Below are 16,552 nucleotides of genomic sequence, written 5' to 3'. Positions count from 1 at the left end.
ATTTCCTGTATCTTTTAAACGTGATTGGACTTTCCTTTTTCTGAAGAATTCAACCTGCTACTAGGGAAGTGGCTGCAAGCTTTTAATCCGGTGATTTAAAAAATGCTCGAGACGACATAATTATGCTTGTTATGTGGTCCTGAACTTGATAGATATATTTCAAATCACTATTAAAAAAATCGTTGAATATATTTTTTTCAATTTTATAGATTCTTCACTTATTTGTTTAACAAGGTAATTAAGATGGATAAACCAGTGATTATAATATCTGAACAGGACCTGCATCGTCTGGAAACGATGTTGGATAATCAGATGAAGCTTAGCGAGACCATGATGTCGCTGGAAGATGAACTGGCACGTGCAGAAGTCATGAAGCCGGATGAGATTCCAAGCAATATCGTTACGATGCATGCTCGCGTATTATTGACGATTGCACCATCTACCGAGTCTGTAGAAATTACCTTGGTTTACCCGCACGAGTTCAAAGGTGAGAAAGGTCAGCTTAATGTGGTTGCCCCTGTAGGAACTGCGATTTTAGGTTTGGCTGAAGGGCAAACCATTGAATGGCCACAGCCCGACGGTCATATGATGAAAGTGAAAATTGAAAAAGTGCTGTATCAGCCAGAACGCGAAGGCGATTTTTTATAATTCTGGATGGGTTGCAGAAAGAGCCATAGTGATATGGCTTTTTTATAACTGTTTTATTTTTTAAGGAGAAAAGCCTTGGTTTTGATGCAGTTAAAACATATTTTTTACTTTGCTGACGATAAGTAGACGCGCTGTGCCAGCTTGATAAGACCATAATAAAATAAAGATAAAACATGAATTTAGTTAAAGCGCTGTAACGAATTTCTGGATAAATAAACACAATTCTGCTTCTTTCTTTGTTACATTCAATATATCCCCCTATACCCATTGTTAAGAAAGGATAGACCTACGCTCATGTCTAGATTTGAAGCTTTACCAGCCTTGACTGACATGCCGATTGATCCTGCTCAGGTGCTGAAGATCAAGCGTAATGAACTTGTACCTCTTCTGAATGATCAGTATAAATTGAATCATTATGCAGAGCCGCTCATCCAGGCCCAATCTGTTTTATTAAATGGGGTTGATCCTCATTTAACCCGGCAACTGAGCCAAACCATTGAGCAGTTGATTCAGATGCTTTCTGAGTCAAAAAAATATCTGAAAAAGCGTAAATTTAATGCCCTGCAAAAATGGTTGGGGGTGGATCTGGATTATGGTTCCAGTCAGATTGAATATTATAAAAAACTGGATGCCTTGCTGGATCAAGCCGCTCATTTGAGTACCAAGCTACAGGTCGAGATTCAGAAATCTCAGGCGCGTTTTCAGCAGTTGCTGGGTTTGCGTGAACAGATGGCCAGACATATTCTGGCAGCAGAAGAGTTTTTGTCAGAATATCCGCAGTTTGTGCAGAACCAGCATCCTCTGGATAATTTTTCAGAACGGCTTTCTAAAAAAGTGCATACTTTGCGTACGCTGCAAAGTAGTAATGATATTGCCATTACCCAGATGCAGCTTTCCCAGCAGCTGTCTTATACTTTGCTAGACCGGTTTAAGGAAGCACAGCAAGTGCTGATCCCGGCTTGGCAATATCATGTCAAACAAAGCCAGATGAAACACTCGACAAGCGATCTGGAAAAACTTGATAATAGCCGCAACCGGCTGATTAAAACGTTAAAAAAGTCACTCGAGAAGCCCTCGGATACATAACAATATAAGGTGAACCATGACCAAATCTGATGTAGTAAATTTACCTGCCGAAAGCTCTACTGAACTGGCCGAAGAAAAATTTCAGCAAATGAATCTCAGAGAGCTCGGCTTGCAGCCTGCAGACTTTCAGGAAGTTTTGGCAGTACGTAAAGAGCTGCAGCAAATGAGTCATAACACTGTGGCTGAATATGGCAAGAATATTGCCAGTAAAACCTCGAGCTATACCGATGAGCTGCTGAATCTGGTGCAAAATAAAGACCTGGATGCAACTGGCCAAAAGCTGAATCAGGTCGTACAAGTGGCGCAGCAGCTCAATACCAGCAGCATTTTAAATAAAAGGAAAAGTTCAGGTTTTCTGGGCAATATCATTAGCAAATTTAAAGGGGTGAAAGGTAATTTTGATACTCATTTCAATACTACCAAAGAACAGATTGATGTTTTGGTCAAGGAGATTGAAACCTCTCAGTCTGGCCTGAAATCACGCGTCGATACGCTGGATAAAATGTTTGATGGCGTGCAGGATGAATATAAACAGCTGGGGATTCATATTGCAGCCGGGCGTTTACGTGAACAGGAGTTGCAGCAGGAAATCGCGCAACTGACTGCATTAGAACAGGATCAGAATACCACCCAGAAGATTTATGACCTGAATCATCTGGCCAATAATCTGGAAAAACGCATTAGTGATTTACAGGTCCTGCAACAGTCTGCCATGCAAACCTTGCCGATGATCCGGATTATCCAGTCCAATAACCTGATGCTGGTAGATAAATTTTACGCCATTAAAAATATTACCTTGCCAGCCTGGAAAAACCAGATCAGTCTGGCCATCTCCTTGAATGAGCAAAAGAACAGTGTGCAGCTGGCCAATACCATTGATGATGCGACCAATGAACTGTTACGCCGTAATGCTGACCTGTTGCACCAGAACTCAGTGGATACCGCAAAAGCCAATCAACGCTCGGTGATTGATATTGAAACGCTTGAACATGTGCAAAACACCCTCATTAAAACTGTGAATGATGTGATTCAGATTCAACAGGAAGGTGTACAGAAACGCAACGAAGCTACGCTGCGTTTAAAGGCGTTACAGGATAATCTGAATCAATTGGTGATTGAATCAAGTAGCAGCGGATCAAAGTCTGACTAAAACAGATGTGAGGCTTTGATCTATGAAGGAGTAGAGCTTGCCTCCCGTAGAAGACTATGTGCTAAAACCTCGTGACATCCAGCAAGGGGTAGTGGCTTTAAAAAAGCGTCAACGTAATTTGATGCTGTTAGGGCTAACCAGCTCGACTATATTTATCGCCTCAGTGGTTGGCCTGTTCTTTCAGCAAGAACTGGTTTATGGCTTTTTTGGTCTGACTACCCAGATTCAGCAATTGCATTTACCGGTCAGTGTAGATGCCAATTTAGCAAGTATTGGGGATAGCCCGGATTATTTCTTTAGTCTGCTGAGCTGGTTTGGCTGGCTGATTCTCAAAACTTTTGCTTCCTTTATTGGCGCATTTTTTGTGATCGGTTTGCTCAAAAAGTTCCGTTTCTTTTTTGTGCGTTTCCAGTCCTTTGTGCTGAAGTTTGTGGGCTGGCTGATTGCTTTTATTCTGATCTGGTCAGGTCTGAGTTATTGGCAGCATGACCTGAAAAGTGATCGTGCTGATGCCTATAAGCAGGTGGTCTATTACGATAGCAATCTTAATGACAGTGAAATTGCACGTTATCTTACAGATGCCGATATTGCAGGCCCAGTAAAATCTTATTTACTTGCCCAAACTGCACTATTGCATAAACCCGTAGATTTGTCGGCGGCCAAACCCTATGTGTTAAATCTGGTTGAGGCAGAAAAGCAGGATGCCAAATTTGAGCAATATGGTTTTAAACCCGAGCAAATCTGGACCATGCAACAGCAGGTTTATGGCAAAAGTCTGACACCGCTGGCAAAGAGTGTGTCTACTCAGGTACAGCAGGCCGAGCAGCTGAGTCAATTTGCTCATATCGTTATTATTGCGGTTGCGATTTTATCCGCCCTATTGAGCCTGATTTTATTTTTCTTGGCCCATCTCATCAAAAACCGTTCCTTAAAGATTGAACAGCGAATGTTCTAAGTAAAGAATGCGCCGTATCAGGGGCATTTTTGTCTTTTTATTAGGAATGAATCATGCGAAACCTAGAACTTCCATACTCAACTGAAAAAAACGTATCCTGATATTTCGATCTAAAAAAACGATCATTAATATAAAAACAAACTGTTTCCTCTATTTTGTTATTTGACTTAAAATAGCGTCATTAAATAAAGATTTACTCCCTTGGAGATGTTAGCAATGTTGGATCAAAATACTTCCGCCCAACTCAAAACCTTACTTGAACGCCTTGAAGCGCCTATTGAGCTGGTGGCCACTTTAGATCAATCGGATAAATCTGCCAAAATCAAAGAACTGGTAGAAGAAGTCGCCGCTCTGTCTGATCAGGTGACTGCCCGTTTTGATGGTCAGAACAAGCGGGTACCCAGCTTTGGAATTGCCAAAGCCGGTGATCAGCCACGGGTGTTCTTTGCAGGTTTGCCAATGGGCCATGAGTTTACTTCCCTGATTCTGGCATTGTTACAAACCTCGGGTTATGCCCCGAAAGTCTCTGATGAGGTGCTGGCTAATATTAAAAGCCTGAATATCCAGTCTGACTTCGATGTCTTTGTCTCTTTAAGCTGCCATAACTGTCCGGATGTGGTGCAGGCACTCAACCTGATTGCCATCTATAACCCGGGTACCACTGCCACCATGATTGATGGAGCCTTCTTCCAGGATGAAGTGGAAGAGCGCAAAATTATGGCAGTGCCGATGGTATTCCAGGACAATAATCATATCGGTCAGGGTCGTATGACGCTGGAAGAAATCATTGCCAAACTGGATAGCAATGCAGCAGCCAAAGATGCAGAAAAACTGAATGCCAAACAAGCCTTTGATGTACTGGTGATTGGTGGAGGACCTGCGGGGAATACCGCCGCAATTTATGCTGCCCGTAAAGGCATTCGTACCGGGATCGTGGCTGAACGCATGGGCGGTCAGGTCATGGATACCATGGATATTGAAAACTTTACCTCTGTCCAGAAAACCCAGGGTCCAAAGTTTGCGGCAGAAATGGAAGCCCATGTACGTGAATACGATGTGGACATCATGAACCTGCAGCGTGTCTCTGCGATTAAAGGTGCCGATGAAACCTCTAATGGTCTGGTAGAAGTCACCCTTGAAAATGGTGCAAAACTTGCCTCAAAAACTGTAGTGCTATCCACAGGGGCACGCTGGAGAGAGATGAATGTTCCGGGAGAGCAGGAATACAAGACCCGTGGCGTGGCGTACTGTCCGCACTGTGATGGCCCCCTGTTTAAAGGCAAACGTGTTGCTGTGATTGGTGGCGGTAACTCGGGTGTGGAAGCAGCGATTGATCTGGCAGGTCTGGTTGAGCATGTCACCCTGATTGAGTTTGATACCAAACTGCGTGCTGATCAGGTTTTGCAGGACAAGTTAAACAGTCTGGCAAATACCAGCGTCATCAAGAATGCGCTGTCTACTGAAGTGCTGGGAGACGGTTCACAGGTCACCGGCCTGAAATACAAGGACCGTGCTACAGATGAAGAGCATGTCGTTGAACTGGCGGGCATCTTCGTACAGATTGGTTTGCTGCCAAATACCGACTTTCTGAAAGGCAGCAAAGTTGAGCTAAGTAACCGCGGTGAGATTGTGATTAATGAGCGCAATGAAACCAGCATGCAAGGTGTGTTTGCTGCGGGTGACTGTACTACAGTTCCCTACAAGCAGATTATCATTGCCACTGGTGAAGGTGCAAAAGCCTCGCTGTCTGCTTTCGATTATATGATACGCTCAGGACAATAAAGAAAATGGCACCAGGAATCCCCAAGTTCCCGGTGCCAGATCACGAACAATATTGTTATTGTTCTTTTTTATTGGAACTCTGGATGCTAACTCCAGAGTTCCTTTTTTTATCTTTTTATTATTGAATCAGCTGCATGTGTCCCCAAGCACATTAGGCTGTTTCTTATCTTTTTATTTTTGTTTTATAACCCTTCTTATTATGCTCTCCCCAAGGTGATCTGTATTAGGCATTAAACAGGTTTAAGCCCTTAAACTTTTGTAGCAACTGTTCCGCTGTTTCACGGTGTTCAGGATGTGGAATGATGCATTCAATTGGGCACACATCCACACAGGTCTGATGCTCGTAAAAACCGACACATTCGGTACAACGGTTGACATCAATTTCATAGACTTTGTCACCCTCATAAATCGCTTCATTCGGACATTCTGCTAAACACATATCGCAATTGATACATTTATCGGTAATCAGTAGTGCCATGCTTAACTCGCCCGATACGCCAGTGAAGAGGCTGAAATGTCTACAGTCGAACTGGGCAGATTACGGATGAGCAGGGCATATTGCATATCTACATCTGCTGGGGCCGGAATCTCGACGATATGACCTGAGCCTTTGGCATCTTCAATCAGATTACCTTTTTTGTCTTTCATCTCAGTTAAAGTAAAGGTAATGTTGCCTTGAGGAGTCATCAGTTCCAATGAATCACCCACCACAAAACGGTTCTTTACATCAATTTTGATGTAGTCACCATTATGTTCCAGCACTTCGCCACAGAACTGCTGATGATCGAAACTGGACGAACCATTCTCATAGTTTTGATATTCGCTATGCACATGACGGCGCAGGAAACCTTCGGTATAACCACGATTCGCCAGACCTTCAAGCTGAGTCATCAGTGATGGATCAAAGGGTTTGCCTGCCAGTGCATCATCAATCGCTTTACGATAAATCTGTGCAGTACGCGCACAGTAGAAATAAGACTTGGTCCGGCCTTCAATTTTTAAGGAATGTACACCAATTTTGGTGAGACGTTCGACATGTTGTACGGCACGCAGATCTTTGGAATTCATGAAATAAGTGCCGTGTTCATCTTCTTCGGCGGCAAACATCTCTTCTTCGTTGCGCTGTAACAGCACTGGCTCATTGAACTGGTGTTGTGCCTGCAGATGTGCTTCGTCGGCATCTTTGGAGCAGCAGCCTGAATCCAGGTTTTTCACCGGAATGACATCGCCAGTTTCATCTTCCTTGGCATCCAGTACTTTATATTCCCAGCGGCAGGCATTGGTGCAGGCACCCTGATTGGCATCCCGTTTGTTCATGTAACCGGATAACATGCAGCGTCCTGAATAGGCCATGCATAATGCCCCATGAACGAAAACTTCAATTTCCATATCTGGAACTTGCTGTTTGATTTCTGCGATTTCTTCAATGGACAGTTCACGTGACAGAATGACACGGGTGAGTCCCATCATCTTCCAGAATTTGACGGTTGCCCAGTTCACCGCATTGGCCTGCACAGACAGGTGAATATCCATATGCGGAAAATGTTCCCGTACCAGCATGATCAGACCGGGATCCGACATGATCAGAGCATCTGGCTGCATGGCTACGACAGGTTCGAGGTCACGGATAAAACTTTTCAGTTTAGAGTTATGAGGCTGGATGTTGACCACCACATAAAATTTCTTACCCAGTTCATGGGCTTCTTGAATGCCAATCGCAAGATTGTCATGATCAAATTCATTGTTACGAACACGCAGACTATAACGCGGCTGTCCTGCATAGACTGCATCTGCACCATAAGCAAAAGCGTAGCGCATATTTTTGAGTGAGCCAGCAGGTGAGAGAAGTTCTGTAACGGTCGTGATGCTCATGCTTGATCAAAAGACATAGAAAAAGTATGGCTTTATTCTAATCATCTAAAAACAGGATTCAACCTAGTAAATAACTCGGAATTGGCCAGTGGTGCTTGAATTTTGAGCTAAATATATAGCAGTCATTACCTTAAAAATGGAAAGTAAACTCAGCTAGTTTCACCTGCTTCCAGCATTTTTAAAATCTGGCAATGGTCGATAGTGGTCGGGGTATTACAGCTTTCCCGCAGTGCCTTCAATTGCTGTTTAAATATATATAACTCTTTGATTTTATTAGAAATATCTGAGAGATGCTGGTCGATAAGCTGATTGACTGCACAGCAGTCCTGATCCGGATTTTGTTCTAGTTGAATCAGATGTTCGATCTCTTTTAGGGACATACCTAAGGCACGACAACGCTTGATAAAAATTAAGCGTTTAAGAGCATCTTCCGTATAATAACGATACTGATTGCTTGCTCGAAAATTCGGCTGAATCAGGCCTTTTTTTTCATAAAAGCGAACGGTATCGGTGCTGAAACCAGCTTTTTGGGCGACTTCTGAAATTAAATATAAAGACATTTTTATCCCGGGCTTGACCTTGGAGTTACTCCATAGTTTCTAATTAATCTAACCTATTTTTTTAGATAAAAACACTGGAGATTATAATGGCCTGTAGCTGTAGTCATGAACCTGCTCCTCCCAAGCCCAACAGCAAATTTAGAACGGCATTGTGGATTGCCCTGTTCATTAACCTTGCCATGTTCGTGGTGGAGCTGATAGGTGGGACCTATGCACATTCATCGGCATTATGGGCAGACGCGCTGGACTTTTTTGGAGATGCGGTCAATTACGGCATTTCACTTGCGGTATTAGGTGCAAGTCTGTATTGGCGTGCAACCGTCGCGCTGCTAAAAGGAGTGACCATGGCCTTATTTGGTATTGTCGTGATTGGCAAGGTTATTTATGCCTATCTTCAGGGTATTCCGCCTGAAGCTATTACGATGGGTGTAATTGGAGTGGCCGCCTTGATTGCCAATGTCACTACCGCAGTAATTCTCTATGCCTTTCGTGATGGGGACTCCAATATGAAATCAGTCTGGCTGTGTAGCCGAAATGATGCGATTGGTAATGTCGCGGTGATTCTGGCTGCAATTGGGGTGTTGGGTACAGGCAGTTTATGGCCGGATATCATTGTGGCAGTCATTATGGCCAGTTTAGGATTAACTGCAGGCTATCAGATAGTTAAACAAGCGATCAATGAAAGAAAAAATTATACAGTGGTTTAATCTGTATGAAAAAACCGAGCTAAACAGCTCGGTTTTTTTTGAGTATGCTTCTAAAGAATCGAAATCTTATTTTTCAACAAAAGCACGTTCAATTACGTAATCGCCTAGAACACCCATACGAGGAGATTCTTTTAAGCCATGCTGGTCTAGCAGTGCGGCAACATCATCAAGGAAGGCCGGGCTACCGCAAAGCATCGCACGGTCAGTTTCAGGATTGAAACGTGGTAGCCCGATTTTTTCAAACAGCTCACCGCTTTCAATCGCAGTCGTTACGCGGCCCTGGTTCGGATATTCTTCACGGGTTACGGTTGGGTAATAAACCAGTTTTTCACGAATACCCAGCTCTTCAAAGAACTCATGGTTCGGAAGTTCGTTCAGAATCAGGTCCTGATAAGCCAGTTCAGAAATGAAGCGGGTTCCGTGAACCACGATAACTTTTTCAAAACGCTCATACGTTTCAGGATCTCGAATCGTTGCCAGGAACGGTGCAAGCCCTGTACCAGAAGAAAGCAGATACAGGTTTTTACCCGGGTTCAGGTCATCCAGAACCAGTGTACCTGTCGGCTTTTTAGACACCAGAATTTCATCTCCCACTTTTACTTTTTGCAGGATCGAGGTCAGCGGGCCATCGGGTACTTTAATAGAGAAAAACTCTAACTCTTCTTCATAATTTGCGCTTGCAATCGAATATGCACGCATTAACGGCTTGCCGTTCATTTCAAGGCCGATCATCACAAACTGACCGTTTTTAAAACGCAGTGCAGTGTCGCGAGTCGTTTTAAAAGAGAATAAAGTATCATTCCAGTGGTGGACGTGAGTAATCTTTTCGACGTTAAAAGCAGCCATTAAAGGTCTCAATAAATTATCAAATTAGAACAGCTTGCTATTCTAATCTAAAATCATTCTCGATAAACTGAATATATTTAATTGAGCTTATCAGAAAAAGTTATTATGACTGGGTTGAAAATGCCGATTATTGGCTATATGCGTTCTCCTTACAAAGAAAAATTTGGTATTCCTCGTCAGCCTAATCTGGTTCAGGTGGAGAGTTATATTGAAATGACTGGCCCTTATAATGACTTGCTGGCATTTGAAGGAATTGACGCATTTAGTCATCTGTGGCTGGTCTGGCAGTTTCATGCGAACAAGAACCAGCAGCATAGCCAGTTTCGCCCGCAGGTACGGCCACCGCGTCTGGGAGGGAATAAAAAAATTGGGGTATTTGCGACCCGGAGCATGTATCGTCCTGCAGCACTCGGTTTATCGGTTGTAAAACTGAAAGACGTGCAAAAAGTGGGTAAAAATGTCCGTGTGTATGTTACGGGCAGTGACCTGCTAGATGGGACGCCAATTATTGATATTAAGCCTTATATTCAATATTCGGATGCGTTGGTTGATGCGCAAAGTGGTTATGCCCAGGAAGAACCAGCCCGTAAAGTTGTGATCTGGAGTGATAAGGCAGAACAGCAAAAGCAGGCTTTACTGGCGGCTCAGAAAATCTTACCCCAGACTTTTCAAGAGCTGGAGGAGGTATTATCTCTGGACCCAAGGCCCGCCTATCAGGATGATGAAGAACGGATTTATGGGATGAAGTTTGCTGACTTAGATGTGAAGTTTAACTTTCAGCAAAGCTGTATAGTCATACAGGAGCTATAAGCTCCTGTATGACTTAGAACCTAAGCAATTGGTTCTCAATATCGAGTTTGTGGTGGTGCATTAAAAAACCATCCACCACATCAGAGCAATCAACACTGCCATATGCAGGATTTGTACCGGAACAAAATACAGGGCAAATTTAATACCGCCAGTCAGCGCTGCATTGACCGATTTTGCCAGTGCATGAGCACCGAGTCCCAAAAGCAGAGCATAAATCAAGTGGCTATTTGAAGGATCTCCCTGAACGGTGACACCAGCCATGGCAGCATGAATTTCAAACAGCGAGGCGAGCAAGGTGCCGGCCAGTAAGCCGGCATTTCCCAACAGCTGTTCCAGTCCATAAACTCCAGCCTGAATCAGGGTTAAAGTCACCGCAATAATTACTGCTTCCTTTAAGCTAAACATCCGGCTGTCCGAAGATTCCAGATTTGGACTCGGTTTAGCCTTGCGCAGTAATAAAAATGCACAGGCTGCCAGAATTGCCCCAGCGACCAAGGTAGGCAAGAACAGAATTCTCAGCCAGCTCAAGGATACACCCCCTACCACAACCAACAGTAGCACTAGGGTTGAAATACAGGACATCAGTGCAGCACCCGCATTCGATTTGGCATCCACTTTAGTTTTACGTACCTGTAAACCCAAATGCGCAATAGTCGCAGTACTAGAAACGAAGCCCGAAGCAATAGACGACAGCATCAAGGCATTTTTACTTGACAATAGGCGTTTCGCAATATGCGCAAGAGCCTGTACCACTAAGATCAAAGTCAACAGTCTTAAAATCAGATGCGGATTCAGGACTTCGCCCCATAGGGGCTTATCAGGTGTCAGCGGTAAAGCAATCAGAATGAGTGCCAGTAAGAGTATGCCATCTCTAAATTCAGCTTCGCTAATCCATTGTCCGGCAATATTATGCATGGAATGTTTGGCCATCAGAATAATCGTGACCAAGACCGCCAGTCCTGCGGCCAGCGGAATATTCCACAGGCACATGGCTCCAATAAAATAGGTCATCATAAAGGCCAGTTCTGTGGTAATACCGGGATCTTGCAGCTGGTTTCGAAGGGAAAACATGACCATTCCACCGACTAACAGGGCGCCTGTCAGACCAATATTCATGCCAAATAAAAAACACAGCGCACCCAACAAGGCACAGAGGGCAAAAGAGCGTAATCCGGCAAAGCTGGGGTGCTGTTCACGCTGTTTATGCCGCTCACGTTCCAGGCCAATCAGCAAACCACAACCAAGCGCCGAAGTGAGGATAGTCAGCAGTTCCTGAAAAGAACCGCTGCTATTGAGAGGCACCACACTAAAATCCATATTGGTCTCAGTCATTTAAAAGACGATCTGTTTGAAATATAGGCGATAAACTAAACTATGAACAAGCAGGAAAAAATTATATTTTGAAATAATCAGCAGATGTGAAGAAGAATTGCTGTGAAAATCTGCCGCTCAACCATGACATGCAGACACAAAATGCGAAAAACAAGAAAAACTTGTTATAGTGAATACTGCTTTGGGGAGCAATAAAACATGAACTTTGATTTTGAAATTGATACAGGCTGGTGCTTAGACCAGTTATTAAAAGATGGCAAAATAGCTGAACGCGACCGAATGCGGGTTCAGACCACCCATCGCCAGCGTGAACAGATTAAATGGCATCCTTTGCAATGGATTGCGCATTTTAATCTGGTCGATCAGTCTCATCCTCAAAGTACCCTTACATTAAACCGTCTATGTCAGTGGTTGGCAGAAAAAACCGGATTAATGTTCTATATCATCGATCCTTTAAAAGCGGACGTACAGGCATTGACCCATGTTATGTCACAGGAATATGCCCTGCGTAACCATATTCTGGCCGTTGAGATTCAGGCAGACAAAGTCCTGATTGCCACGGATCAGCCTTATAAAACTGAATGGGTGTCGAATCTCGAGCAGAATATTTCCCCGAAAAAAATACAACGGGTACTGCTAAATCCGGAACAGCTACAACGTTATATTACTGAATATTATCAGGTCAGTCGCGCAGTTAGCGGCTCACAGAAATCATCAGCCTATGACCGGGAAAATAAAGGCGTAGAAGCCTTATTACAACTGGGCGATTCACAAAACCCGGATGCCAATGACCAGCATATTGTCAAACTGGTGGACTGGGTGCTGCAATTTGCCTTTGAACAGGGCGCCAGTGATATTCACATGGAACCACGCAAAGATACGGGCAAGATTCGTTTTCGGATCGATGGTGTACTGCATACCATTTATAACATGCCGGCCAATACACTGACCGCGGTCATTTCCCGGATCAAAATTCTGGGACGGATGAATGTGGCGGAAAAACGCAAGCCTCAGGATGGCCGCCTGAAAACCCGGACACCCAAAGGACAGGAAACTGAACTGCGTCTGTCGACCTTACCAACAGCTTTTGGGGAAAAGCTGGTAATGCGTATTTTCGATCCGGAAGTGCTGGTCAGGAGTTTTCAGCAACTCGGTTTTGAAGGGCATTTGCTCAATGACTGGAATAATCTGACCAACCACAGTCATGGCATTATTCTGGTGACCGGGCCGACGGGTTCCGGTAAAACCACCACTTTATATTCAACATTGAAGCAGCTGGCGACGGAGCAGGTCAACGTTTGTACCATTGAAGACCCGATCGAGATGCTGGAACCGAGCTTTAACCAGATGCAGGTCAATAACGGCATCGATCTGGGTTTTGCGGACGGGGTGCGTGCACTGATGCGTCAGGACCCTGACATTATCATGGTCGGGGAGATTCGTGATCAGGACACTGCCAATATGGCGATTCAGGCGGCACTGACCGGTCATTTGGTGCTGTCCACCTTGCATACCAATGATGCGCCGTCGAGTCTGACCCGTCTGCATGATCTGGGCGTACAACCCTTTCTGACCGCCGCAACGATCTTGGGTGTTCTCGCTCAACGTCTGGTACGAAAACTCTGCCCGCATTGCAAGCAGGAAAGCTTCCTGAACGAGCAGGAATGGCAACATCTGGCCACGGATTATCCTTTGCCGCGGCCGGAATTTGTCTTTAAGGCGGTGGGCTGCGAAGAATGCCGCCATACCGGTTATAAAGGCCGTATCGGGATTTATGAGTTTATGCCACTGAGTTTGGCCACCAAACAGCTGATCGGGGCCGATGCGAACCTGAACCAGTTGCGTCAGCAGGCGAAAAAGGAAGGAGTAGAGCCGCTCAGAATTGCCGGGGCGCGTAAGATTCTGGAAGGTGTGACCACACTGGAAGAAGTCCTGAGAGTCGTGCCTTTAACTTAATTTTAAAAATGAAGCCATCTTAAGATTCAATTCATCTTCGGCTGTTTTAATAGCATCATCGAAATAAGGCAACTTTAAAGAGGTAACTGCAATGAAAATGATGATAAATACAGTTCTGGCAGCTGCATTGATGGGTTCTATTGCCACCGCTACGATAGCAAGTAGTGACACCGCTGTGAATCAGGCCGCTTTTGCTCAATCGACTACGGTCAAACAGGCGCTGGCCATGAAAGATGACAGCAAGGTCCAGCTGAAAGGGTATGTGGTCAAAGCAGTCGGTGATGAAAAATACCAGTTCCGTGACAGCACCGGAACCATTACGGTTGAGATTGATGACGAACTTTGGCAGGGTAAACCAATTTCAGCCAAAACACCGGTAATCATCACAGGTGAAATTGACATTGATTATAAACCGGCCAAACGTGTTGAAATTGAGGTTGATCAGGTTCGTTTCTAATATCGCCTGATTTGCTGGAACCAGCTTGAACACAGCAACAAAAAACCACATGCAAGTTACCAAAAAGCATGTGGTTTTTTTGAGTCTGGAACTTTTTCAAGGCAAGATAGAACAAGGAAGCAAATGGAGCAGAGTATGCGTATTCTTTTGGCGGAAGATGACTCCTCTCAGGCAGACAGTATCCAGACCTGGCTGGAGATGGATGGCTATGTGATTGACCGGGTCGAGCGCGGTGATCATGCGATTCTGGCGATTGAGCAGCACCAGTATGACTGCATTTTACTGGATCGTGGTCTGCCGAATGCTAATGGAGACGACATTCTGAAAAGTTTGCGCAATAAACAGCAGGATACACCGGTGATTTTTATTACCGCCAAAGACAGTATTGATGATCGGGTAGAAGGGCTGGATTTAGGCGCCAATGATTATCTGGTCAAACCTTTTAGTCTGGAAGAGTTGTCGGCCCGGGTGCGCGCCCAGCTCAGACTTCGGCAGCAAACGCCGAATCATATTCTGCACTGGCAGGATCTCAGTCTCGACACTCAGGCCAAGACCCTGCACAAAGCCGGTCAGAATATTAGCCTGACGGCAAAGGAATTCCAGATTCTGTATAAACTGATGCAGCGGCCTGAACATATTGTCACCCGTGAACAGCTGGAAGAGTCGCTTTATGCCTGGGGTGATGAAATTGAAAGCAATGCCATTGAAGTATTTATTTACCAGTTGCGTAAAAAAATCGGCAGCCAGATGATTAAAACCCTTCGCGGTTTGGGTTATCGCATGTATAAACCGGAAACATAATTATGTCAGCGCCTATTTCCCTGCAAACCCGATTGATTCAACACGCTCTGTTCAGTTCTATATTGGCGGGGCTGTTGGCGTGGTTGCTCTCTTTGGGAATCTCCAGTTATCAGGCGATCCAGCTGCATGATGACCTGATGCAGCAGATTTCCGAGCTTCTATTGGGCGATCTGACCCAGATGAAAGATACCCAGGTGGATGAAATAAGTGAGCAGTTTGACATCCAGTATGCGTTATTACTGGATCAGAAGATTCTTACCACTTCGGTTGAGCATGAACTATTAACTGAAATACCGCTTGTGCAGAAAAACGGCTTTCACTTTGCTTATGAACAAGGCCATTTTATTCGGATTCTTAACGCTGAAGATGACGGCTTGCAGGTTAAGGTAGTACAGCCGCTGTCGGTGCGCTTTGAAGAACTCTGGCAAACGACTTTGAGTTTTCTTGGTATTTTGCTGGTGTTATGGTTATTACAATGGTTAATTTTATATATTGCGATCAAACGTCAGTTAAAGCCATTAAATAAAATTTCCCGGGCCATTGCATTCAAATCTGCTCAGGACCTCAGCCCGATCCATCGTCCGGAACCTGAAATTACGGAGCTGCAGCCGATTGTACGTCAGTTGAATGCCATGCTCGGCCGGCTGGAAAAATCACTGACTGCCGAACAGCGTTTTACCGCAGATGCTTCCCATGAACTGCGTTCGCCACTTTCTGCGATTCAGATGCGCTTACAGGTGCTGAAACGTCAATATCAGGATGATGCATCATTAGCTCATGCCTTGCAGCTGATCCAAAATGATGTCAATCGCGGCACGCTGGTACTGGAAAATCTGCTCTTGCTGGCACGACTCGATCCGGAGCGGGCAGAGCAACTACCCAAACAGGCTGTCAATCTTAAACTTCTGGTTCAGGATGCTTTGCAAGCCTTACAACCAGTGGCTCAGGAAAAAAACATCCATTGGAATTTATGGCTTGAAGATGCCGTGATTGAAGCCAATGCAGAACTCATTTTTAGTTGTATCCGCAATCTGCTGGATAATGCCATCCGTTACACACCAGTCCAAGGACAGGTGGACATTCGAACCAATATCCAGCAACAGCAGATCCAGTTGCTGATCGAAAATTCAGGTGAGGGCATGACGGCTGAAGTCATAGAACGTTTGGGTGAGCGTTTCTATCGTGCCTTGGGCACTCAAACGCAAGGTTCAGGCTTGGGCCTGTCTATTTGTCAAAAGATTATGCAGCTGCATGCGGCCAGAATAGATTATGCAGCCTCAGATTTGGGCGGGCTGAAAGTGTCATTAAGCTTTGCAGGTCAGGCGCAGAATTTAAAGTCATGCCAATAAAAAAGCAGTAGGCGCTGATTCATACTGCTTGTTCCCACGTTGGTTATTATTGAACTATGCTAATTATTTCGTAAGAATGAGTCGGTTGTTGCGAGTCAGACGCAAACGGTATTCCTCACCAGCATGCATGATTCGGATTTCACGGCCAAGAGCAAAAAGATTATTTGAGTGCAGCATGGGCAAGGTATGGTGAGTTTCGGTATTGCGAGTAAACAAGCTAAATGGTGCATTCATTCCATCG

17 protein-coding genes are annotated in these 16,552 nt (G+C 44.7%); 11 read left to right on the top strand and 6 right to left on the bottom strand.

Translation table 11 applies throughout. The features are described 5' to 3' along the window. Positions 1-243 precede the first annotated feature (243 nt). The 5 genes from rnk (at position 244) to ahpF (ending at position 5,621) form a co-directional block, all read left to right on the top strand. Positions 244-648, top strand: coding sequence for a nucleoside diphosphate kinase regulator (gene rnk, locus E2K74_RS03940; protein WP_151204661.1), 405 nt, complete (start codon positions 244-246; stop codon positions 646-648). A 294-nt stretch (positions 649-942) separates the two neighbouring features. Continuing rightward, positions 943-1,734 (top strand): tellurium resistance protein, encoded by a 792-nt coding sequence (locus tag E2K74_RS03935; protein WP_151206404.1) that lies wholly within the window; start codon positions 943-945, stop codon positions 1,732-1,734. A 16-nt stretch (positions 1,735-1,750) separates the two neighbouring features. Continuing rightward, positions 1,751-2,884: a toxic anion resistance protein gene (locus tag E2K74_RS03930; protein ID WP_151206403.1), complete on the top strand. Its 1,134-nt coding sequence runs from the start codon at positions 1,751-1,753 to the stop codon at positions 2,882-2,884. Positions 2,885-2,921: 37 nt separating this feature from the next. Then, complete coding sequence (locus tag E2K74_RS03925; RefSeq protein WP_151206402.1) at positions 2,922-3,839, top strand: hypothetical protein; 918 nt, start codon at positions 2,922-2,924, stop codon at positions 3,837-3,839. A 216-nt stretch (positions 3,840-4,055) separates the two neighbouring features. Further along, a complete protein-coding gene (gene ahpF, locus E2K74_RS03920; protein WP_151206401.1) occupies positions 4,056-5,621 on the top strand; it encodes an alkyl hydroperoxide reductase subunit F in 1,566 nt (521 codons plus the stop codon). A 223-nt stretch (positions 5,622-5,844) separates the two neighbouring features. On the opposite strand, the gene E2K74_RS03915 is transcribed toward ahpF, so the two are convergent. The 3 genes from E2K74_RS03915 to E2K74_RS03905 all read right to left on the bottom strand — a co-directional run bounded on the left by E2K74_RS03915 (position 5,845) and on the right by E2K74_RS03905 (position 8,053). Further along, entirely contained in the window at positions 5,845-6,099 is a 255-nt protein-coding gene (locus tag E2K74_RS03915; protein WP_151204656.1) for a YfhL family 4Fe-4S dicluster ferredoxin, read from the bottom strand. A gap of 2 nt (positions 6,100-6,101) precedes the next feature. Next, complete coding sequence (gene yegQ, locus E2K74_RS03910; protein ID WP_151206400.1) at positions 6,102-7,493, bottom strand: tRNA 5-hydroxyuridine modification protein YegQ; 1,392 nt, start codon at positions 7,491-7,493, stop codon at positions 6,102-6,104. A 149-nt stretch (positions 7,494-7,642) separates the two neighbouring features. Next, on the bottom strand, positions 7,643-8,053 hold the full coding sequence (locus E2K74_RS03905) for a Cd(II)/Pb(II)-responsive transcriptional regulator (protein WP_151206399.1): 411 nt from the start codon (positions 8,051-8,053) through the stop codon (positions 7,643-7,645). Positions 8,054-8,139: 86 nt separating this feature from the next. Here E2K74_RS03905 and E2K74_RS03900 point away from each other — a divergent pair, with 86 nt between their 5' ends. Continuing rightward, complete coding sequence (locus tag E2K74_RS03900; protein WP_151204653.1) at positions 8,140-8,760, top strand: cation transporter; 621 nt, start codon at positions 8,140-8,142, stop codon at positions 8,758-8,760. A gap of 66 nt (positions 8,761-8,826) precedes the next feature. On the opposite strand, the gene E2K74_RS03895 is transcribed toward E2K74_RS03900, so the two are convergent. Then, a complete protein-coding gene (locus tag E2K74_RS03895) occupies positions 8,827-9,606 on the bottom strand; it encodes a ferredoxin--NADP reductase (RefSeq protein WP_151204652.1) in 780 nt (259 codons plus the stop codon). A gap of 105 nt (positions 9,607-9,711) precedes the next feature. Here E2K74_RS03895 and tsaA point away from each other — a divergent pair, with 105 nt between their 5' ends. Next, the gene (gene tsaA, locus E2K74_RS03890) at positions 9,712-10,416 is read left to right on the top strand and encodes a tRNA (N6-threonylcarbamoyladenosine(37)-N6)-methyltransferase TrmO (protein WP_151206398.1); all 705 of its coding nucleotides are present in this window, start codon (positions 9,712-9,714) and stop codon (positions 10,414-10,416) included. Between the two features lie 60 nt (positions 10,417-10,476). On the opposite strand, the gene E2K74_RS03885 is transcribed toward tsaA, so the two are convergent. Next, complete coding sequence (locus E2K74_RS03885) at positions 10,477-11,733, bottom strand: MgtC/SapB family protein (protein WP_151206599.1); 1,257 nt, start codon at positions 11,731-11,733, stop codon at positions 10,477-10,479. Between the two features lie 213 nt (positions 11,734-11,946). Between E2K74_RS03885 and E2K74_RS03880 the strand changes: the two genes are divergently transcribed. The 4 genes from E2K74_RS03880 (at position 11,947) to E2K74_RS03865 (ending at position 16,311) form a co-directional block, all read left to right on the top strand. After that, positions 11,947-13,704, top strand: a complete 1,758-nt coding sequence (locus tag E2K74_RS03880; RefSeq protein WP_151206397.1) for a GspE/PulE family protein — start codon at positions 11,947-11,949, stop codon at positions 13,702-13,704. A gap of 91 nt (positions 13,705-13,795) precedes the next feature. Continuing rightward, positions 13,796-14,161: a NirD/YgiW/YdeI family stress tolerance protein gene (locus E2K74_RS03875; protein WP_151205562.1), complete on the top strand. Its 366-nt coding sequence runs from the start codon at positions 13,796-13,798 to the stop codon at positions 14,159-14,161. A 135-nt stretch (positions 14,162-14,296) separates the two neighbouring features. Then, a complete protein-coding gene (locus E2K74_RS03870; protein ID WP_151206396.1) occupies positions 14,297-14,962 on the top strand; it encodes a response regulator transcription factor in 666 nt (221 codons plus the stop codon). Between the two features lie 2 nt (positions 14,963-14,964). After that, complete coding sequence (locus E2K74_RS03865) at positions 14,965-16,311, top strand: ATP-binding protein (RefSeq protein WP_151206395.1); 1,347 nt, start codon at positions 14,965-14,967, stop codon at positions 16,309-16,311. Positions 16,312-16,374: 63 nt separating this feature from the next. Here E2K74_RS03865 and hemP read toward each other — a convergent pair whose 3' ends face one another. Continuing rightward, a complete protein-coding gene (gene hemP / locus E2K74_RS03860; RefSeq protein WP_151205563.1) occupies positions 16,375-16,545 on the bottom strand; it encodes a hemin uptake protein HemP in 171 nt (56 codons plus the stop codon). Positions 16,546-16,552: the final 7 nt, after the last annotated feature.

Origin of the sequence: Acinetobacter sp. RF15B (assembly GCF_007558235.1) — a bacterium.
GTDB lineage: Bacteria > Pseudomonadota > Gammaproteobacteria > Pseudomonadales > Moraxellaceae > Acinetobacter > Acinetobacter lwoffii_C.
This window is presented reverse-complemented; position numbering and strand designations above follow the sequence as displayed.